This is a genomic window from Rothia sp. HMSC069C10, from assembly GCF_001812205.1.
Classification (GTDB): domain Bacteria; phylum Actinomycetota; class Actinomycetes; order Actinomycetales; family Micrococcaceae; genus Rothia; species Rothia mucilaginosa.
Genome location: NZ_KV808303.1, coordinates 170,883 through 191,432, shown reverse-complemented (window position 1 = coordinate 191,432; position 20,550 = coordinate 170,883). Strand labels below are relative to the sequence as shown.

The window sequence follows — 20,550 nt, the reverse complement described above, 5'->3', positions numbered from 1 at the left end:
GCGGCAACTCAATCAACTATACCAGCGTTTTGTATGTCATGCAAATCCGTTTTCCGTGATTCGCACCACAAAGTTTCTTTCCTAAACTCTTCCATCATCACCAACAGGCAAATCGGATTTCCTTCAAGTAAGAAACCAAAACACTATACAATTGAAAGTCATTCAACCGCTTCTGACTAGGAGAAACACCGAAGAAGTTCTTCGTTTTTTCCTCCTCGCCGCGGCGACTCATACAACTATACAGATGCCGAAATGGGTCTGCAACCCGAAATAGGGTGAAGTAGACCACAAATGGGGCCTTGAAAGGGTCTCAAACACCCTCACAGACACCAAAGCGCCTAGTCAGAGTGTTTTATGGGTGCTAAAAAATCTTTAAAAAACTTCCAAAAAACCTTATAAACGCAGAAGAAACCACTCAAACCCTCACAGAATGCCCTCTAGAGCCCCTCTGCGGCCCCTTATTCCCATGCCCTGCGCTTGATTCCTAACCCTGCATGATTCCTGACCATGCGCCTGGGCGCCCATACCTATAGATACGAAAAAGCCCCTCCCCTTCCATCCGGCAAGGAACAGAAGAAGAGGGGTACAGCTACAGAGTGCTGAAAGCTTAGTACTGAGTTAGTTGAGTACGGGGTTAGTACTGGGGAGGCGCCTCATTCGCCATATTGTTGAAGCGCGAGTACTTACCGCTAAACGCCAACGGGATAGTACGAGTTGGACCACCACGGTGCTTCGCAATAATCATGTCCGCCTCACCCACGCGTTCACTATCCGGGTTATACATATCCTCACGATGCAGCAGAATCACCATATCCGCATCCTGCTCAATAGAACCCGACTCACGCAGATCCGAAACCATCGGACGCTTATCAGTACGCTGCTCCGAACCACGGTTCAGCTGAGACAGCGCAATCACCGGAACATCCAGCTCCTTAGCCAACAGCTTCAGGCTACGAGAGAACTCCGAAACCTCCTGCTGACGCGACTCAACCTTCTTACCCGAACTCATCAGCTGCAGGTAGTCCAGCACCACAAGCTTCAAATCATTACGCTGCTTGAGACGACGGCACTTCGCACGAATCTCCATCAGAGTCATATTCGGCGAATCATCAATAAAGAGAGGAGCAGAATCAATACGCCCCTGCAGAGTCGCCAGGTTCGTCCAGCCCTCAGTATCCAGGTCACCCTTCTTCAGACGACCCATCGAAATCTTGCCCTCCGCAGAGAGAATACGCATCGCCAACTCAGTACGACTCATCTCCAGCGAGAAAAACACAGTCGTCATCTGATGATGAATAGCCGCCGAACGAGCAATATCAAGAGCCAGAGTTGACTTACCCACACCCGGACGAGCTGCAATAACAATCATCTGGCCACCGTGCAGACCACCGGTTAGCTCATCAAACTCGATAAAGTCAGTCGGCACACCGTACACGCCATCGGGGCGGTTCGAGTTCGCATCAATCTCATTGATGGTCTCCTCCAACGCCTCAGAGAAAGACACATAATCTTCCTTCGCGTTACCATCAGTCACCGCATAAATCTCAGCCTGCGCCTGATCGACCAAAGTATCGACCTCAGTCTCATTGGCGTAACCCAGCTGAGCAATCTTCGTACCCGCCTCAATCAGGCGGCGCATAATCGCGTGTTCCTTAACAATCTCAGCGTAATATTGAGCGTTAGCAGCAGTCGGAACCGACGCAATCAGCGTATGAATATAGGACGCGCCACCCACACGAGTCAGCTCGCCGCGCTTCTTCAGCTCATCAGCAACCGTAATCGCATCCGCAGGGCTACCGTGACCGTAAAGAGAAAGAATCGCCTCATAAATCGTCTCGTGCGCCGGCTTATAGAAATCAGACGCACGCAGGCTCTCAACCACATCGGCAATAGCGTCCTTCGACAGCAGCATGCCACCGAGCACCGACTGCTCAGCCACATCATCATGAGGCATAGTGCGGGAACCATAATCAATGGCAGTTTCAGACATGCTTATCCTCGCGTTTCAATCCGGTATCTACGACGTTCCAGAAACAATTTCTGTAGAACTCCTATGCTAGTTTCTCACGAAGGCACACGCGAAACATATACACGCCTAATGGGCAGCGCGCAGATAATCCTCAATCTTCTCAACGGCGAGCGCCGCCCCATCCATGGTGCGCATTGCCTCACCCAGCTGCCGCGCCCTAGCGCGCATGCCCTCATCGCTGAGCAGACGGTCCAGAATATCGCGCATATTGCCGCGGCGCACATCATTCTTCGTGAAACGCAGGGCGTTACCGTAGCGCACGCACTCCTCAATATTCCAGCTTTGCTCCGCCTGCATCGCAATACCGGCAAAGGGCACACCCGCCAGGCACGCCGTCTGTACTGTCCCCTCACCGCCGTGGGTTATCGAGGCATCAATATGACCGGTGAGCAGATGCGCCGGAACAGTCCCGGCGAAATGGATATTGCTGCCCAGCAGGTGGGTATCCGAGAGCTGCACCCCGCCGCCAACCAGCACATCCACCGGAGCGGCTGACAACTGTTGCAGCACCTGCACCAAAATATCTGCGGAGCCGGATGAGCCCATTCCCACGTAAATCAGTGGCCGCTCCCTGCGCTCGCGAACAATCTGCGGCAGTTCACCGGGCGCACGGTAATAAATAGGCCCCACACCAACATCAGGCTCTACCAAAGAATCCCCGCGCAGCTGCGTAAACAGAGAACAGATAAGATTCACGTCGGCACTGAGCATATCAACAGTACGGCGAGGAAGCCTCAGCCCATGCTCACGTGCCACACGAGTAAAAGAAGCCGGCTTATACGACAACACCCGCGCCACCGCACGCAACCACCCCGGTGCCGCAAGCTCGCCACCTACAGGCTTCTTCGAAAAATACGTCGACGAGTAAGCATACGGGCGCGCATAGAAAATAGGGACGCCCGCAATACGCGCAGACAGCAGCATCGTCAGATTAGAACCAATCACCACAGCATCCGCGCTAAAGTCACGAATAGCCTCAAGCTCAGCGGCGACCCGCCGACGCACCATATCGGTCGTGAAAGGATGCCGCACTCCCCTGCCCTGATCCAACGCCATAATCTGCTCCGCCTCAGCATCGCTCATGATTGGCTCACGAAGATGCACAGGAAGCCCGGCGCTTTCCAGTAGCCCCAAATACTTAGGGGAATACACGTGGAACAAGACCGTATGACCTCGCTCCCGAGCCACACGCGCTATCTCAATACAGCGCGTGGTTTCACCCATATTGAAGCTTTCGGGAGAGAAAAGAATACGGCTCATAACAAACTCCGGCAGGCGCACACGTGACTGAGCCGATTCTGCGGCTCATACACCGCGGCTCATACACCTCAGTGTAAAACGGAGCCCCAGTATTCCCTCGGATAGAGGGGAATACTGGGGCTCCGTTTCGCTGTATAAGCTTTGCGGTGTGACTCTGTCTTACTTCTTACGCAGAATCAGACCGATAGCGCCAATGTGGTCCGCGTGGCGGCGGAACACACCGCGCATACCCAGCACACGCTCACGAATCTGCGGCTTACGCGCCAGGTTGAACGCAATCTTCGCAACGCCAGCGGGACCCTCATCAGCCAGCAGACGCTTCGGCTCCAACAGAGCCATATCGGTCTGGTACACATCCAGCACCTCGAAGCCAGCCTCTTCCGCCAGCGCAGTCCACTCGGCAACAGTCAGCGGGCGGGCGTTCACACGGATAGTGCGCGCCAAATCCTTCTGAATCTCTTCCTTCAGCTCGGGGCGCAGATAATCGGGAACCAGCGACATCTCGTGAATAGCGTAGTAGCCGCCCGGACGCAGCAGACGAGCCGCCTCACGCATAATCTCCAGCTTGTGCTTATCGGTCTGCATGGTCAGCATCGCCTCGCCCACCACGGCGTCGTAGCTTTCTGAGGGCAGACCGGTCTCCTGAGCGCTAGCGTTCACCACACGGTAGTTCGGCTTAGTCGATGCGCCAATACGCTCGGTTACGATTTCAGCAGCCTTGGGATCAAGATCCACACCGGTGTAGCTCTTGGGGGAACGCTTCACAATCTCCAGGGCGGTAATACCCAGGCCCGGCGCAAACTCCACGACGTCAATGTTGCCGCCCAGAGCACGAGCCAGCAGCCAGTTGGTGGTCTCGCGGCCGCCGGGGCGCAGAACCTTCTTGCCCAGCTGAGCCAGCAGCCAGTGACCTGCTGCCTTTTCGGCGGGGCGGTCGGTACCGGGAACGGAAGGGGTCTTAGACACGGAAGACAACTCCTCAATACTTGTATTTAATATGCAAAATTTATCTTTCCCAATTCTAGACCCGCCACCCCGAGAAAGGAAATATGACGTTATATAGAAGTATGGTTGCCCTTTATTACAGCATGCCGCAACACCACTACAGCCACCCTTGCTGCACACCCTAGAGATTAAACAGAAACTGGAGCTGGACCTCTCGATCCAACCCCAGTCTCATCACACACACATACATACGAAAATCAGAGCCACTTCCGCAAGGAAAGTCCAACTTTCTGATGGCCCTCTCGAACCATCTATATAAAGTATTACGCGTAAACCTTTATTCCCTGTAGGTTAAAGCTGTAAGAAAGCTGGGAATAGATTTTTCTTCAAAATCGGGGGTAGCGCCCCGGATTTCACGCGGAAACTACACGTCGCGTTAAAAGAAGAAAGGCAAGGCGCTTTTGCCTTGCCATCCTTCTTTCGCTAGCGGGCGACCCCGCTACACGAAACACACACATTCACATCGCAGTCCTCTCGAACCAACACTTATAGTAAACACCCCCAACCTTATGGGAGGATTGAATTTCGCTGGAAACAAGCTGGGAGAAAACCAACAGAACCCTGAGAGCTTTGATATTGTGCGGTTTTAGAGCTTCAAACCGGGCTAATAAGCCGCCATATACAGACCCAGCAGCACCAACGGGTTAGCCACTACAGAAATAACCGCCAAGCAAATATTGGTCACGCGGTACTGACGGAACTTCACCAGACCCACCAGCGCGCACACCAGCGCAACACTGGATGCAAGGCCGCCAACTACCAGCAAAAGAAGCAGAAGAGCAGTAGCAACATTCGCGTCCGCAAATGGGATAACCGCTAGAGCGCACAGCAGCAAATTGACGCACTCCAACACCACACCCGTGGACAGAAGCTGCGCACTAGAAGATAAACGTGAAAAAGATCGAGCCATGTCTACCAGTCTACGGGGTCAATTGGTGTACTTCGCAGTCGCAACCGCTCTGACCACCAATCCTTCTGTAGCACAACACATATTCTCAGGCTCCAAAAATAATGTTTCACGTGAAACATGTACAGGAGCGGGCACAGCTATGGGTACAACAAACGGGGTGCCCCTCACGAAGAGGGACACCCCGTCCGACACTCAACGCCGCAGCATCAAAGCACCAGCGTCAAATATCTAAAAACCTACTTACGCAGCAGCAACGACGTCCAGGACAACGTTAGCAACAACGTCAGGGTGCAGGCGGACAGTCACCTTGTACTCACCGGTGCGCTTGATAGCGGAACCCAGGTGGATGGTGCGCTTGTCAACGGAGCCAATGCCAGCAGCCTCAATAGCCTCAGCAATAGCCTCAGCCTTGACGGTACCGAACAGGCGGCCGTCAGCGCCAGCCTTGTGTGCAACGACAACCGGCTTAGCAGCCAGGGCCGCAGCAATTGCCTGAGCCTCTTCCAGAGAAGCCTTAGCACGAGCCGCACGAGCGGCACGGATGGACTCAACCTGCTTCTCGCCACCCTGGGTCCAGGTCACGGCGAAGCCGCGGGGCAGCAGGTAGTTACGTGCGTAACCGTCCTTAACGGTGACAACATCGCCAGCTGCACCGAGGCCGGAAACTTCCTGAGTCAGAATGATCTTAGCCATGTTACTGTCTCTCCTTCTCTTTAGCGGCCAGCGCCGGAGTAGGGCAGCAGTGCAACTTCGCGGGCGTTCTTAATAGCCTGAGCGATCTTGCGCTGCTCCTGAACGGTCACGCCAGTCACGCGGCGAGCGCGGATCTTGCCGCGGTCGGAGATGAACTTGCGCAGAAGTGCGACGTCCTTGTAGTCGATAACGGTGACGTCAGCAGCCTTGAGGGGGTTCTGCTTGGGTTTGGGCTTACGGATTTCAGCCTTAGCCATCGTGGTGCTCCTTAGAGTTGGGAGCCCGCGGCGGATAACCGCGGGATGGATTGATAAATTACTATTCGGAAAACGAAACCGGCTTAGAACGGAGGTTCGTCGTCGGCGCCGCTACCCCAGTCATAGTTACCACCAGACTGAGAACTCCACGGATCAGCAGCAGGAGCTGCGGGGGCCGCCGGAGCAGCCGGAGCGGAGTAGCCAGACTGGCCAGAGTAACCATTACCCTGAGCAGCAGCAAAATTGTTCTGCTGAGGAGCGGAGAAACCGCCCTGAGCAGCAGCGTTGTACCCAGCGCCACCGCCAAAGCCACCCTGCGCACCGCCACCGAAGTTATTACCTCCGGCAGAACGCTGTGCGCGAGTCACCTGAGCAGTAGCAAAACGCAGAGTCGGGCCGATCTCCTCGACCTCAAGCTCAAACGAAGTACGACGCTCGCCTTCCTTGGTCTCGTACGAGCGAGACTTCAGACGGCCCTGCGCGATAACCTGAGTACCCTTCTTCAGAGTCTCTGCAACATTCTCAGCGTAACCACGCCACACCGACGCACGCAGGAACAGGGTCTCCCCATCCTCCCACTGGTTCGTCTGGCGGTTAAAAGTACGCGGAGTCGATGCGATCGTGAAATTAGCAACCGCCGCACCCGCAGGGGTGTAACGAAGCTCCGGATCGCCAGTCAGATTACCAATAACGGTAATAACGGTATCGCCTGCCATTTGATGCCTCCTCGATAAGAGTTACAAGTATGTTGAATCCAGTACAGCGCAACCCCCTGACATTTTTAGGGGGTCAGCCGACCGGAAAGACCAACTACTTGCTGGAGATCTTCTGATCCTCCGGGCGGATGATCTTGGTACGCATGACGGACTCGTTCAGGTTCAGAACACGATCGAGCTCAGCTGCGGTCTCGGGGGTAGAGGTGAAGTTCACCACTGCGTAGATACCCTCAGACTTCTTCTGGATCTCGTATGCCAGGCGACGACGGCCCCAGATGTCGACGTTGTCGACGGAACCACCCTCGTTGGTCACGATCTCGAGGAACTTGGACAGCGACGGCTCAACCGCACGGTCCTCAACCTCGGGGCTGAGGATAACCATCAGTTCATATGCACGCATGATTAAACCCCTCCTTTGGGCTAAACGGCTATGGGATTTCCATAGCAGGAGATTCATTGTGCCCTACACGTGAAACACACCGGGCGGGGAACACGCATAGATTTCTTAACAATACACGAGAAAAAGCAGATAGAACAGTACCGCACCGCGTGACCTCAACCATGCAATGCGGTACCAAAAACCGCAGAAGCTACGCCTCCCGACGCTGCTCCCACCACTGCAGAAGACGAGCCTTCGCCTCCTCCTCAGGAAGCGAACCCTCATCCAGACGCAGATTCAACAAGAACTTATAGGCCTCACCCACCACAGGGCCCGGCGCAATACCAAGAATCTGCATAATCTGGCCACCGTCCAGGTCGGGGCGGATCGCATCCAGCTCCTCCTGAGCAGCCAACTCAGCAATACGACGCTCCAAATCGTCATACGCCTCAGCCAGCGAGCGCGACAGGCGACGATTACGAGTCGTCACATCAGAACGCGACACACGATGCAGACGCTCCAACTGATCGCCCGCATCACGCACATAGCGGCGCACCGCTGAATCAGTCCAACCCGACTCGCGGTAACCATAGAACCGCATATGCAGCTCCACCAGACGAGCCACAGCCTTAATCGTGTCATTATCAAAACGCAGCGCACGCATACGCTTCTTCACCATCTTCGCGCCCACCACCTCGTGGTGCAGGAACGAGACGGAGCCGTCCTTCTCAAACTTACGAGTCTTCGGCTTACCAATATCGTGCATCAACGCCGCAAAACGCAGAATAAAATCAGGAGCCGGGCACGGACCGTCCTCGTCCGTCTCCTTCTCCATCGCCTGCTCCATCACCTTCAACGAATGCGCATACACATCCTTATGGTGATGCGCCGGATCCATCTCCATACGCAACGCAGGAAGCTCCGGCAACACATAATCCGCCAGCCCCGTATCCACCAGCAGGTTCAAACCCACCCGCGGATAATCCGCCTCAATCAGCTTCACCAGCTCATCACGCACACGCTCAGCCGAAATAATCTCAATACGGCCAGCCATCTCACGCATCGCCTCGAAAACCTCCGGGGCAACCTCAAGATTAAAACGCGCAGCAAAACGAGCCGCACGCATCATACGCAGCGGATCCTCAGAAAAAGACTCCTCCGGCGAGCGCGGAGTACGCAAAACACCCGCACGCAAATCCTCAACGCCACCAAACAGATCAACAACCTCACCGCTCGGCAAAGCCGCCGCCATCGCATTAATCGTGAAATCACGACGCACCAAATCGGCGCTCAAATCCGTGCCGAACTCAACCGTCGGCTTACGCGAATCCGAAACATACACCTCAGCACGGTACGTGGTCACCTCATACACCACGCCATTCTTACGCGCACTAATCGTGCCGTACTCCTTGCCGATATCCCACGTATGCTCACCCCACCCACGCAGAATCTGCTCGCTCTGCTCCGGAGTAGCATCCGTCGTCAAATCAAAATCAGTGAAATGGCCGCCATCATCCAGCAGATTGTCGCGGACAATACCGCCCACCAAGTACAGCTCAAAACCCGCCGCACGGTACAGTTCTCCCAGCTCGGCGGCATCCGGGTACTTCGACACAACATCAATAATCAGCGACATAATCCTTTAATCGTGCCAGAAAAACCACCCACGCGCCCACCCCACACCCACAACACCCCACCAAAGACAGCTATCTCACCCCAAACCGAAGCACCAAAACCTCAGCCTATCGGTTAAGGTAGAACCATGAGCATTCCCGTACCCCGCGCCCCCAAAACGCGCTTCACCGCGCCCGCGCGAGCGGTACCCGCCCCCGAAGAAGTCTCCGCAGGCGGGCTCATCATCGACTTCGACCGACCCGAACAGCTACCCGTAGCCATCATCGCCCGCATCAACCGCAACGGACAACGCGAATGGTGCCTACCCAAAGGCCACATCGAACACGGCGAAACCACCGTCGAAGCCGCACAACGCGAAATCAGCGAAGAAACCGGAATCACCGGCTACCCCGTAGCCTCCCTCGGCACCATCGCCTACTGGTTCACCTCCAACGGCACGCGCATCCACAAAACCGTGCACCACTACCTCTTCGCAGCAACCGGCGGCGAACTGAGCATCGACAACGACCCCGACCACGAAGCAATCGACGTCGCATGGGTCCCCCTCGAAGAGCTCCCCACCCGCCTCTCATTCGCCAACGAGCAACACATTGCCCGTAGCGCGCGCGAATACATCACCACCCAGCTCTAAACACCCGTTAAATAGAGCCCCAAAAACTAAAAGAAGCAATCACCCGCCGAAACAGGAGAGACATACGTGGCACGTAACGACGCCCGCTCAAGCGCAATCATGGCAGCAGGCACCCTCGTCTCGCGCATCCTCGGATTCGTCAAGACCATCCTGCTCACCGTAGCCATCGGCTCACTCTCAACCGTCGGCGACGTCTTCGAAACCGCCAACACCCTACCCAACCTCATCTACGTCCTCGTAGCAGGCGGCGTGTTCAACGCAGTCCTCGTACCGCAAATCATCAAGGCGGCCAAAGCACAAGACGGCGGCGCACAATACATCTCCAAACTCGTCACCCTCACCGTCACCGCAATCGGCCTCATCACCCTCATCACCGTCGCCTGCGCCTGGCCCATCATCAGCATCATGGGCTCAGGATGGAGCCCCGAACAACGGCAGCTCGGCTTCATCTTCTCCCTCTGGTGCCTACCCCAAATCTTCTTCTACGGCCTCTACACCGTCATCGGACAGGTCCTCAACGCCAAAGACGCATTCGGTGCCTACATGTGGTCGCCCGTACTCAACAACGTCATCACCATCCTGTCGCTGATCCTATTCATCTTCCTCTTCGGTGCACAGACCCCCAACCCCCACCCCATCCACACCGTAGACAACTGGACCAACGCACAAACCCTCGTGCTCGCAGGCTCCTCCACCTTCGGCGTCATCATGCAGGCACTCGTCCTGTTCATCCCCCTACGCAAGCTCGGCCTGCGCCTCAAGCCCGACTTCGCATGGCGAGGCATCGGCCTGCGCGCAGCCTCCAAGCTCGCCGCCTGGACCCTCGCCTCCGGCATCATCTCCAACCTCGCATTCCTCTACATGACCAAGGTCGCCGCAGGCATCGTCGGTCAGCGTGAACACTACGCCGCCCTCGGCATCCAAATCCCCGGCCTGCAGGCACTCAACTACGCCTCCATGCTGTACATGCTCCCGCACGGCGTCATCGGCATCTCCATCGCCACCGTGCTCTTCAACCGCATGAGCGCCTCCGCCATCGCCGACGACAGCGACAGCGTCATCTACGCACTCTCCCACGGCCTACGCAACGCAGCAGTAGCCACCGTCTTCTGCATGGTCGCACTCATGGTACTCGCAGGCCCCGTCGCCGTGCTCTTCAGCGGCGGCGACCCCATCGCAGCAACCATCATCGCCAAGCTCATCGTCATCACCGCGCTCGGCACCCCCACCCTCACCATCAACTACCTCTACAGCCGCGTGCTCTACGCCCGCGAAGACGCACGCACCCCCTTCCGCATCCAGGTGTACTCCGCCATCATCATGGTCATCATGAGCTTCGCAGCGTCCCTGCTCGACGCACAGTACACCGTGTATATGCTCGCCTTCATCTACCCGGTGCACAACATCCTGATCCTGTTCATCAGCCACCACATGGTCCGCCGCCGCCTCGGCTACTACGGCCAGCGCGGCATCGTCAGCACCTACGCCCGCACCACCCTCGCGTCCCTCTTCGCCGGCGGAATCGCAGCCATCGCGCTCTGGCTGCTCGGCGGCTACCAGCTCGACGGATTCGCCTGGGCCTCCAAGCTCACCGCAATCATCACCCTCGCCGTATGCGGCACCGTCATGGGCCTGGCATACCTCGCCGGCATACAGATCTTCCGCGTCAAGGAAGCCAACGCACTACTGGCGCCCCTCACCTCCAAACTTGAGCGTTTTGCCCGCCGCTAAAGCAGCACACAACGCCCAACCCGGGTAGCTGCCCGTGCACCCACCTCACCCCACGCCGGGGCCCGCAGAGGACACAGGCAACCACCCGGACGCCACAAACTATCACTCAGCCCCAGCATCCTTCAATGCCGGGTAGAATCTAATAGTCAGGGCCCGCCACACGGCAGGCACTATGAAACCACCTCGGGAGAACACGTTGTCGCAACAGATTCCGGTCGGATCGGTCCTCGGAGGCCGCTACGAGATCACCGCACACATCATCATTACGGCAGAATCCGACATGGTGCTTGAAGGCACCGACCAGATTCTCAACCGTAAGGTCTCGGTCGTCGTCGCATCGCCCAGCCGCAGCGCACTGCTGGAAGCAAACTCCCGCGCGCTCGCAACCAACGCACGCGGCAACATCCAGATTCTCGACCTGGGCATCACCCCCGAAGGTAGCCGCTACCTCGTCACCTCCCACACCCGCCCCGACACCCTGCTGGACACCCTGCTGGTCGAAAACCACGCACTCTCCAACGCAGAAGACGCGCTGGGCACCGAAATCTTCGGCGACTCCGAAAGCGGCAGCTCCCCCAACACCTACGAGAAGGTCTCTGCTTCCAGCGCCAACCAGGAGAGCATCACCGCTGCCAAGAACTGGAACGCATCCGACAGCGCAGCCGTCACCGCGTACTCCGAACCCACCAGCATCTACGAGGATGACGAAGACGAAGAAGACGGCAGCCGCGGCACCTGGGCCGTCGCCCTGGCAGCAGTCCTGCTGCTCGTCATCGTTGCAGGCGGTATCCTCACCTCCCTGGGTGCAATCGGCTCCAACCAGGCAGCCGCACCGCACACCCCCAAGTCCTCTATCTCCGCCTCCGAATCGGCTGCGGCAAACGCCAGCGCATCGGCATCACCGACCGCTAAGGCATCGAACGCACCGGCGAAGATCGCGTCCGTGGCTCGCTTCGTGCCCTCGAACCCCACGTTCATGAACGACATGGACACCCTCATCCCGAACCTGACCGACGGTAACGCCAACACCGCATGGATCAGCTACGGCTTCGGCACCGCCAACTACGCCGGCACCATCAAGGAATTCGGCCTGGCACTGAAGTTGCAGACCCCCACCGTCGTCTCCAAGCTGACCATCCAGCAGAACACCGGCACCGGCGGCTCCTTCACCGTCTACACCAACAGCTCTGCATCCCTGGACGGTGCGGTTGAGGTCGGCAAGGGCACCTTCGAAGGCAAGGATGCAGTCGTCACCCTGGACACCTCCAAGCAGAGCGCGGAAAAGGGTGCCTACGTGATCATCGTGGTCAACGAGCTGCCCCGCCTCTCCCTGCCGATTGGAACGTGGAATTACGGTCTGCGCATCAACGAAATCAAGGTGGACTAATCAACCCATAACGCGACGCCGACAGTGCGCTCACGCCCCAGACACAAGGGCGGGGCTTCTGAACTCAACAGTTCGGAAGCCCCGCCCTTTTTGATGTCTATTTATGACTCTTTATGGCAGGGTGGCTACTCAAAGATTCACAGTGCGCGGAGTATCTGGATAAGGGTCCCCCAAAAATGGAATAATCGAGGATAAAGCCCTGTTATAGGGGCAGAACGAAAGACCTACAACGGAAAGATATATCTGATGACTGAGAATCTGGGAGGCCTCTTCGGAGGCTCCGCCCTGGGCAATCTGAACCTCGCTTCCGCACCCGCCACCAAGGCGGCACCGGCAGCCGAGGTCGAGGCCGACGCAACCGTCCACAACGTCATTATTGTGGGCTCCGGCCCCGCTGGCTACACCGCAGCAATCTACGCGGCACGCGCCGAGTTGAAGCCTGTCCTCTTCGCCAGCTCCCTGGCACCCGGCGGCGCCCTCATGAACACCACCGAGGTCGAGAACTTCCCCGGATTCATTCAGGGCATCCAGGGCCCCGAGCTGATGGAGAACATCGGTCAGCAGGCTGAGCGTTTCGGCACTGACATCCGCTACCAGGACGTAGAAAAGGTCGAACTCACCGGCGACGTGAAGAAGGTCTACACCGCTGACGGCGCCGTTCACCTGGCGAAGACCGTCATCATGACCACCGGTTCTCAGGTCCGTAAGCTCAACATCGAGGGCGAAGACCGACTCTCCGGTTACGGCGTCTCCTGGTGCGCAACCTGCGATGGCTTCTTCTTCAAGGACAAGGAAATCGCAGTGGTCGGCGGTGGCGACTCCGCGCTGGAGGAGGCACTGTTCCTGACGACCTTCGCATCCAAGGTGTACCTGGTGCACCGCCGCGATTCTTTCCGCGCTTCGGAAATCATGCAGACCCGCGTGTTCAACAACCCGAAGATTGAGGTTGTCTGGGACTCGGCTGTCACCGCCGTTCACGGCGAGAGCAACCTCGAGTCGATCACCCTGACCAACACCAAGGACGGTTCTGAGCGCCAGCTGGCTGTTCAGGGCCTGTTCATCGCTATTGGCTCCGATCCTCGCGTGGAACTGGTACGTGACCAGCTGGAGATTACCGAGCACCACACCATCGCGGTTCAGGGTCGTTCCTCGAAGACTTCCGTTCCCGGCGTTTTCGCTGCCGGTGACGTGATTGACCCGACCTACCGCCAGGCAATTATTGCTGCCGGTTCCGGTGCTGTTGCCGCTCTGGACGCGCAGCACTACCTCGAAAACCTCTAAACTATTCGTATTACTCACTGGGGAATCCACCCCGTGTCAGAAAGGAGCACTCCGTGAGCAGTGCACAGCAGGCAACTGATGCCACTTTTGACGAATTGGTTCTGAAGAACGACAAGCCCGTTATCGTGGACTTCTGGGCTGAATGGTGCGGCCCCTGCCGCATGGTTGGCCCCGTGATTGACGAGATCGCTGGCGAGTACGCCGGTCAGGTCGACGTGGTCAAGGTGGATGTTGAGGCGAATGGCGATACCGCCATGAAGTACGGCATTACCTCTATTCCCGCCATCTACCTTTTCAAGGGTGGCGAGGTCGTCAAGAAGACCGTAGGTGCTAAGACGAAGCCCGCTCTGCTGGCTGAGTTCTCCGAGCACCTGGGCTAATCTTTCGAGAAGCTAAAGAAAAACCCTCGGTGATGTTTCACGTGAAACATCACCGATGGTTTTTTGTATATACAACTGATTTCAGTTGCTAAATATTGTTTTACGCGAAAATTTAGCCCGAGAAATCAGAATCCAAAACACGGATGATACGGTTCAGATCCTCAACATTCGCAAATTCGATGGTCATCTTACCCTTGCGAGCACCCAGCGAAATCTTCACCGAAGTATCGAGCTTGTCAGCAAAAGCCTCCGCAATATAGTCCAGGCGCTCACGGTGCTTCTGAGGCTGAGGAGCCTTGCGCTCCTTCACCTCAGCAGCGCCGGATGCGTGGTTCACCAGCTCCTCAGTTGCGCGAACCGACAGCCCCTCATTCACAATCTTCTGTGCGAGAGTCTCAATCTGAGCCTGGTCTGTCAGAGCCAGCAGGGCACGAGCGTGACCAGCGGAGAGAATACCCGCCGCAACGCGACGCTGCACCAGAGCCGGCAGCTTCAGCAGACGAATCGTGTTCGAAATCTGGGGGCGAGAACGACCAATACGCTTAGCCAACTGCTCCTGAGTAGTGTCGAACTCTTCCATGAGCTGCTGGTATGCCGCTGCCTCTTCAATGGGGTTCAGCTGACTGCGGTGCAGGTTCTCCAGCAGGGCGTCACGGAGCAGGTCGCCGTCTTCAGTCTCACGAACAATCGCCGGGATGGTGCTCAGGCCAGCCGCCTGAGTTGCGCGCCAGCGGCGCTCACCCATGACCAGCTCATACTTTTCGGTACCGTTTTCGCGCGAGGGACGCACGACAATCGGCTGCAGAACACCAATCTCGCGTACCGAGTGGATGAGCTCTTCCATGTCCTGCTCATCAAAGTCGGTTCGGGGCTGCTTGCGGTTCGGATGGATATCGTGAACGTTCAGCTCAGCAAACTGGGCACCGGGAACCGGAACCAAACCACCCTGCTCTTCGGAAGCGGACTGCGGGGTGGAGACATCTTCACCAAAGAAGAAGTCCACCGGGCGGCGAGTCAGGGTGGTGTTGCGCAGTGCCGCACCCATGTCCACGCGAGACTTCTTCTTCGATGTTTCACGTGAAACATCCTGCGAGGAGACGGGAGCTTCGACCTTATCCTCGACCTTCTCAGCAGGAGCAGACTTTTCCTGAGCGGGGGTAGCTTCAGCAGGCTTAGCCTCTACAGACTCAGCTTTAGTGCTCTTACGCTGCTTCTCCGGCTTAGCCTCGTGAGCCATTTCGAAGAGGCCGTCAGTCATCGGCTCTTCAATCGGAGTGGACACCTTCTTGGGTGCAGTCTTTGCTGCAGCAGTCTTTTCGGATGCCTTCGTCTCAGCATTACCAGAATTCTTCGTACTCTGAGGAATCAGTGCCCCCAGGCCACGACCCAAGCCGCGTCGCTTTTCAGCCATCGTTACTCCTTAGGACTCCCGGACGAGCCCGCTCATTTTTTCTTCTTCATCTAGTGTAAACGAAATAAGTACTCGAAAGCAGGAGTAAAAAATGCACGGCACATAATCAACATTATTCCCAATAATTAATTTACTATGGCTGTTTTCTCGGGTTTCATCCAGAAAATACCGCACACAATGAGCCCTTTTGAATCATCAACAGACAATCCAAAAGGGCTCATTTCAAAAGATTTAGATTATGCGGATCGGCGCGAGAGCTCCTGTGCCGCCTCGCGGTAAGCGCGAGCGCCAGTCGACGAAGAATCGTAGGTGATGACGGTCTGCTGATAGCTGGGAGCCTCAGAGATGCGAACCGAACGAGGAATCTTCACACCCAGGGTTTCCTCCGGGAAGTGTTCACGCACCTCCTCTGCCACCTGGAATGCCAGGTTGGTACGAGCATCGTACATGGTCAGCAGGATTGTACTGATGCGCAGCTTGGAGTTCAGGTGCTTCTGAATCATCTGAATATTCTTCAGCAGCTGGCTCAGACCTTCCAGAGCGTAGTACTCGCACTGGATCGGAATCAGAATCTCTTCTGCCGCAACGAAGGCATTGACGGTCAGCAGGCCGAGGCTCGGCGGGCAGTCGATGAAGACATAGTCCAGGCGCTCCATGCCCTGCTTCTCACGCCACTCGGTGTAGTCCACCAGGGCGTTCTTGAGGCGAGTCTCGCGTGCCACCAGGGAGACTAGTTCAATCTCCGCACCCGCGAGGTCGATATTGGCGGGGGCGCAGAACAGGCCGGGCATGTCGGGGCATTCCTGAACAATTTCAGAAAGCGGCTTATCCTCAATCAGGACGTTGTAGACACTGGGAACATCCACGCCGTGCTCAATGCCCAGTGCGGTCGAGGCGTTACCCTGCGGGTCGTTGTCGATCACCAGGACATTCAGCCCAGCCTCCGCGAGCGCGGCTGCGAGGTTCACGGCGGTGCTGGTTTTACCCACGCCACCCTTCTGGTTCGACACGGTGAAGACACGCGTATGCACAGGCTTGGGGAGCAAATCTGCAACAGATTTCTGAGCTTGAGGAGTCATCGGGTGCCTTCCATATTCCGGGTGGTGTGTCTACGGTGATGCTTCGTCTGATGCCTCGCGCACGGCAATACTCTGCGGTATTCGTGCGCGAGGAGGATTCGACCTCCACTTCCCCACCATTCACTCATCTCAGTATGTTTCACGTGAAACATACTCCGCGAGGTGATGAAGTCTGCAATGTTTCACGTGAAACATTGGTGCTGCCCGAATGGTTCTGAAGGGCTCGGTACCCCTTACTGAACCATCAGGCTTTGATGTAGAAGAGTCTAAGGTTTCAATCCTTCCTTAAGGGTACCCGGCATCAGGTCAATACTCCACGCGAGAGGTCATTCTATGTACTCTGCGGATGCAATTGCCGCGCGCCGCCCGGCAAGCCAGTGCACAAAAATGGGCGGTACCGCGTAAGCCAGCCTATTCACTGGCTCATTGCGGTACCGCCCATTCAGGGTGAAACCTTTAGAGGCGAACTCGAACCACCGTCGTCGGCTCTTCAAGCAGGTCGCCGCCGGCGGTGAGAATCTCAGTCTCGCGTGCACCGTAACGGTTCAGCTTCTTCTTCGCCTTAGTAATCTCCTCCGCGGCGCTACGACCCTTCAGAGCCAGCAGCTCACCGGTGCCGCGCAGAATCGGCAGAGTAATGTCCAGCAGGCCCACCAGAGCGGACACAGCACGCGCAGTCACCACATCAGCTTCAACAGCACCCACAGCCTGCTCAGCACGCGAACGAAGCACGGTCACGTTCTCCAGGCCCAGATCCTCGACAACCTCATTCAGCCAGATGACACGGCGTTCCAGAGGCTCAATCAGAGTCAGCTTCAAATCCGGGCGAGCAATCGCCAAGCATAGACCGGGCAGGCCAGCACCAGAGCCAACATCAGCCACCGAAGCATTCGGAGCAATATACTCCTGCACCACAGCACAGTTCAGCACGTGGCGAGCCCACAGGCGCGGCACCTCACGCGGACCAATCAGGCCACGCTCAATGCCGGTCGTCGCCAGGTGCTGCACGTAGCGCTCCGCCAGGGGCAGACGCTCACCGAACACAGCCTCCGCGGCGGCGCGCTCACTCTCGCTGAGAGTAACCATCGAAGTCTCCATACTAGGCTCCTACCTCGGGAAGAGAAATCACGACGTGACGGCGCGGACCCTCACCCTCCGACTCGCTGTATAGGCCGGCGGCAGCCACCACATCGTGCACGACCTTACGCTCATACGGGCTCAACGGCTTCATGTGCTCATCGCGACCGGTAGTGCGCACCTTCTCAATCGCGTCAGCAGCAATCTTCTCCAGCTGCTCACGACGCTCAGCACGGTAGCCAGCAATGTCCAGAATCAGGCGGGAACGGGTGCCGTTACCAGCCAGGACGGAGAGGCGCACCAGCTCCTGCAGAGCCTCCAGAACCTCACCGTGGCGGCCAACCAGGTGGCGCAGTTCCTCATTGTCATCATCGTCATTGACGACCGACAGGTAGATGCGGTTATTGCGCACCTCAATATCAATGTCGCCGTCCATATCGACAATATCGAGGAGTTCTTCGAGGTAGTCAGCGGCGATATCGCCTTCCTCGTCGATGTCCTCAAAATCGTCTTCTTCGCCCTCAAGGGGCTCCTCTACCAGCTGCTCCTCAACGAGCTGCTCGTCCTCATATTCCATAGCTTCAGTCACAATAATCCTCGGGGTGTTCGGAGGGGTGTCCTAGGGGTAAAAAGTATCTCATACACGGCGCCGGGCCCGCGCCACACGTGGCGAGAACCCGGCCCGAATCACGGAAGAAAACTACTTCTTTCCGTTCTGCTTATTGCGCTGCTGCTTCTGGCGCTTCTTACTCACCGGCTGCTGGCGCTGACCGGCTGCGGCACGCTCACGCGCCTCCTGCAGGTCCTTCTCGTGCTGCTCGCGGGTCTTACCCACCGGGGGCAGGCCCTTCGCCGCACGGCGGGCGTTCAGCTCACGCTCCGCCTGGGAACCGGGGGTCGGGTTGTTGCGGATAACCCACCACTGCTGACCCAGCGACCAGAGGTTCGAGACGGTCCAGTAGTACAGCACACCAAGGGGGAAGTTAATACCGGAAACAGCGAAGATGATCGGGAAGATGTACATAATCATCTGCTGCTGACGGAACATCGGAGAGTTCAGAGCAGCCTCCGACATGTTCTTCACGCTCAGCTGCTTCTGGATGTAGAACTGGGTGGCGCTCATCAGAACAATCATGATGACCGCCTGAACAACGGTCGCGGTGGCGTCGCCAGCCCCCGGGTGCATCATGGTCGCGAAGAGCTGAGCACCGAAAATCTGGGAGTCGTTGAACTGATGCACTAGCTCAGCCGGCAGCATGAGCACGCCCTGGTTATTCTGCGCTGCGGTGGGCACGCTCATCAGCACCTGGTACAGACCGAAGAAGATCGGCATCTGCGCCAGAATCGGCAGGCAGGAGGCGAAGGGGTTCGTACCGTGCTTACGGTACATTTCCATCTGCTCCTGAGCCATAGCCTGGCGGGAGAGCTGGTCCTTCTTACCCTTGTACTTCTCCTGCAGCTTCGCCATATCGCCCTGCATCGCGGTCATACCGCGCATAGCCTTAATCTGCTTGACGAACAGCGGAATGGTCAGGGTACGCATCACCAGGGTCAGGAAGATAATGCACAGAACCCAAGTCAGACCGGAAGCCGGGTCCATGCCCAGCGAGGTGAAAAGAGTGTGGAACAGCCACAGGACCACGGAGACGATCCATTTAAACGGCCAAAGAATCAAATCAAAAATATTCACGCGGGAATACTCCTTAAGGACTCGGCTAAGTCATTGTGTGGGAGGCGCCGCCTACTCAGGGCGGGCGTCACCACCGGTGTGAGGGGTGTAAAGATGGGGGTGGTTGAGCAGAATAATTTTCGGTTCTGCTCCGGGAGCGAAAGTACGCTTCCCCTCCGGGACTGGGTCGATACCTCCGGTCGCCCAGGGAACACACCGCAGAATACGGCGCACCGTCAGGGAAAGCCCGCCCATCGCACCGTGGGTGGTCAGCGCCTCCAGAGCGTAGGCTGAGCAGGTCGGGTAGTAGCGGCACACATCCCCGTAGAGGGGGGAGACGACCTTGCGGTAGGCCTTCATGCACGCGATCAGCAGGTTCTGCGGTAGAACGTAGAGAGCCTGCAGGAAAGTTTCAGGCCTCACGAATTCGTTAGGTGCTAGTGCCAGCAGCTCGTCGGGGCCCAGAGTCTCAGCAGATGCGCTATAGGTACCGCTGTGATGCGCGTGGAAGCGTTCTTCACAGCGGTCACGCTGGGAACGACTCACGGCTTCTCCTTGCTCTGATGCAGGTCGAGCTTAGCGAACGCGGTCTCGAGTGCCGATTCGTAGTCGCGGCGCAGCTGATCCCAGCTGGCGCTCGCGGAGGCGGGAAGCGCTCGCACAGCAATGGCGTAGCCTTCCGGATGCGCGGCGCAGGTGAGCGCGGCAAGTTCACGCAACCGGCGCTTAACCAGGTTGCGTGTGACTGCGTTGCCCACCGCCTTCGACACAATGAAACCTACCTGGGTTGTTTTTCCAGGATTTTTCGCCGTAGATACAACGATGTTCCGACGTCCTGTACGGATGCCGGAACGGAAGGCGTGGGAGAATTCTGCGCTGGTGCGCATACGGTGCCGTTGAGGCAGCACGTGTTCCCCTTTACGTAGTGTGGGAGATTCGGCTCATGTGGTGAGCTGACCTCCGCGTGTATTTCACGCTTAATGATAGTTCGCCCGCCGATGCGTGTGCATCGGCGGGGGG

21 protein-coding genes are annotated in these 20,550 nt (G+C 57.2%); 5 read left to right on the top strand and 16 right to left on the bottom strand.

Annotated elements, in window-relative coordinates; translation table 11 throughout:
- Positions 1–634: 634 nt before the first annotated feature.
- The 9 genes from dnaB to HMPREF2842_RS07215 form a co-directional block, all read right to left on the bottom strand.
- On the bottom strand, positions 635–1,990 hold the full coding sequence (gene dnaB / locus HMPREF2842_RS07255; protein WP_005504033.1) for a replicative DNA helicase: 1,356 nt from the start codon (positions 1,988–1,990) through the stop codon (positions 635–637).
- A gap of 105 nt (positions 1,991–2,095) precedes the next feature.
- On the bottom strand, positions 2,096–3,112 hold the full coding sequence (locus HMPREF2842_RS07250; protein ID WP_239662258.1) for a glycosyltransferase: 1,017 nt from the start codon (positions 3,110–3,112) through the stop codon (positions 2,096–2,098).
- A 336-nt stretch (positions 3,113–3,448) separates the two neighbouring features.
- Complete coding sequence (locus HMPREF2842_RS07245) at positions 3,449–4,255, bottom strand: class I SAM-dependent methyltransferase (protein WP_044150903.1); 807 nt, start codon at positions 4,253–4,255, stop codon at positions 3,449–3,451.
- A 643-nt stretch (positions 4,256–4,898) separates the two neighbouring features.
- A complete protein-coding gene (locus HMPREF2842_RS07240) occupies positions 4,899–5,204 on the bottom strand; it encodes a hypothetical protein (RefSeq protein WP_065423876.1) in 306 nt (101 codons plus the stop codon).
- 240 nt (positions 5,205–5,444) lie between these two features.
- Complete coding sequence (gene rplI, locus HMPREF2842_RS07235) at positions 5,445–5,897, bottom strand: 50S ribosomal protein L9 (protein ID WP_049341934.1); 453 nt, start codon at positions 5,895–5,897, stop codon at positions 5,445–5,447.
- Between the two features lie 20 nt (positions 5,898–5,917).
- Positions 5,918–6,154 (bottom strand): 30S ribosomal protein S18, encoded by a 237-nt coding sequence (rpsR, locus tag HMPREF2842_RS07230; RefSeq protein ID WP_004005948.1) that lies wholly within the window; start codon positions 6,152–6,154, stop codon positions 5,918–5,920.
- Positions 6,155–6,237: 83 nt separating this feature from the next.
- Positions 6,238–6,870, bottom strand: coding sequence for a single-stranded DNA-binding protein (locus tag HMPREF2842_RS07225; RefSeq protein WP_005504055.1), 633 nt, complete (start codon positions 6,868–6,870; stop codon positions 6,238–6,240).
- A 94-nt stretch (positions 6,871–6,964) separates the two neighbouring features.
- Positions 6,965–7,270: a 30S ribosomal protein S6 gene (gene rpsF / locus HMPREF2842_RS07220; protein ID WP_005504056.1), complete on the bottom strand. Its 306-nt coding sequence runs from the start codon at positions 7,268–7,270 to the stop codon at positions 6,965–6,967.
- 190 nt (positions 7,271–7,460) lie between these two features.
- Positions 7,461–8,885 carry a CCA tRNA nucleotidyltransferase gene (locus tag HMPREF2842_RS07215; protein WP_070643803.1) on the bottom strand — a complete coding sequence of 475 codons (1,425 nt, stop codon included), beginning with the start codon at positions 8,883–8,885 and terminating at the stop codon, positions 7,461–7,463.
- A gap of 126 nt (positions 8,886–9,011) precedes the next feature.
- Here HMPREF2842_RS07215 and HMPREF2842_RS07210 point away from each other — a divergent pair, with 126 nt between their 5' ends.
- The 5 genes from HMPREF2842_RS07210 to trxA all read left to right on the top strand — a co-directional run bounded on the left by HMPREF2842_RS07210 (position 9,012) and on the right by trxA (position 14,294).
- Entirely contained in the window at positions 9,012–9,515 is a 504-nt protein-coding gene (locus HMPREF2842_RS07210; protein ID WP_005504058.1) for an NUDIX hydrolase, read from the top strand.
- Positions 9,516–9,581: 66 nt separating this feature from the next.
- The gene (gene murJ, locus HMPREF2842_RS07205) at positions 9,582–11,246 is read left to right on the top strand and encodes a murein biosynthesis integral membrane protein MurJ (protein ID WP_070643800.1); all 1,665 of its coding nucleotides are present in this window, start codon (positions 9,582–9,584) and stop codon (positions 11,244–11,246) included.
- 196 nt (positions 11,247–11,442) lie between these two features.
- A complete protein-coding gene (locus tag HMPREF2842_RS07200; protein WP_246823233.1) occupies positions 11,443–12,633 on the top strand; it encodes a serine/threonine protein kinase in 1,191 nt (396 codons plus the stop codon).
- A 246-nt stretch (positions 12,634–12,879) separates the two neighbouring features.
- Complete coding sequence (gene trxB, locus HMPREF2842_RS07195; RefSeq protein WP_070633527.1) at positions 12,880–13,914, top strand: thioredoxin-disulfide reductase; 1,035 nt, start codon at positions 12,880–12,882, stop codon at positions 13,912–13,914.
- Between the two features lie 53 nt (positions 13,915–13,967).
- Positions 13,968–14,294, top strand: a complete 327-nt coding sequence (trxA, locus tag HMPREF2842_RS07190) for a thioredoxin (protein WP_005504074.1) — start codon at positions 13,968–13,970, stop codon at positions 14,292–14,294.
- Positions 14,295–14,406: 112 nt separating this feature from the next.
- Here trxA and HMPREF2842_RS07185 read toward each other — a convergent pair whose 3' ends face one another.
- From HMPREF2842_RS07185 to rnpA, 7 genes are all read right to left on the bottom strand, one after another.
- Positions 14,407–15,705: a ParB/RepB/Spo0J family partition protein gene (locus HMPREF2842_RS07185; protein WP_070633529.1), complete on the bottom strand. Its 1,299-nt coding sequence runs from the start codon at positions 15,703–15,705 to the stop codon at positions 14,407–14,409.
- Positions 15,706–15,941: 236 nt separating this feature from the next.
- Entirely contained in the window at positions 15,942–16,784 is an 843-nt protein-coding gene (locus tag HMPREF2842_RS07180; RefSeq protein WP_070633531.1) for a ParA family protein, read from the bottom strand.
- A 456-nt stretch (positions 16,785–17,240) separates the two neighbouring features.
- Positions 17,241–17,882: a 16S rRNA (guanine(527)-N(7))-methyltransferase RsmG gene (gene rsmG / locus HMPREF2842_RS07175; protein ID WP_005504080.1), complete on the bottom strand. Its 642-nt coding sequence runs from the start codon at positions 17,880–17,882 to the stop codon at positions 17,241–17,243.
- 1 nt (position 17,883) lies between these two features.
- Positions 17,884–18,450, bottom strand: coding sequence for a Jag family protein (locus tag HMPREF2842_RS07170; RefSeq protein WP_049349950.1), 567 nt, complete (start codon positions 18,448–18,450; stop codon positions 17,884–17,886).
- Positions 18,451–18,561: 111 nt separating this feature from the next.
- Positions 18,562–19,551 (bottom strand): membrane protein insertase YidC, encoded by a 990-nt coding sequence (gene yidC, locus HMPREF2842_RS07165; protein WP_012904383.1) that lies wholly within the window; start codon positions 19,549–19,551, stop codon positions 18,562–18,564.
- A gap of 51 nt (positions 19,552–19,602) precedes the next feature.
- Entirely contained in the window at positions 19,603–20,076 is a 474-nt protein-coding gene (yidD, locus tag HMPREF2842_RS07160; RefSeq protein ID WP_005504090.1) for a membrane protein insertion efficiency factor YidD, read from the bottom strand.
- Positions 20,073–20,438, bottom strand: a complete 366-nt coding sequence (gene rnpA, locus HMPREF2842_RS07155; RefSeq protein ID WP_070643793.1) for a ribonuclease P protein component — start codon at positions 20,436–20,438, stop codon at positions 20,073–20,075. The genes yidD and rnpA overlap by 4 nt, the downstream gene beginning before the upstream one ends.
- Positions 20,439–20,550 lie beyond the last annotated feature (112 nt).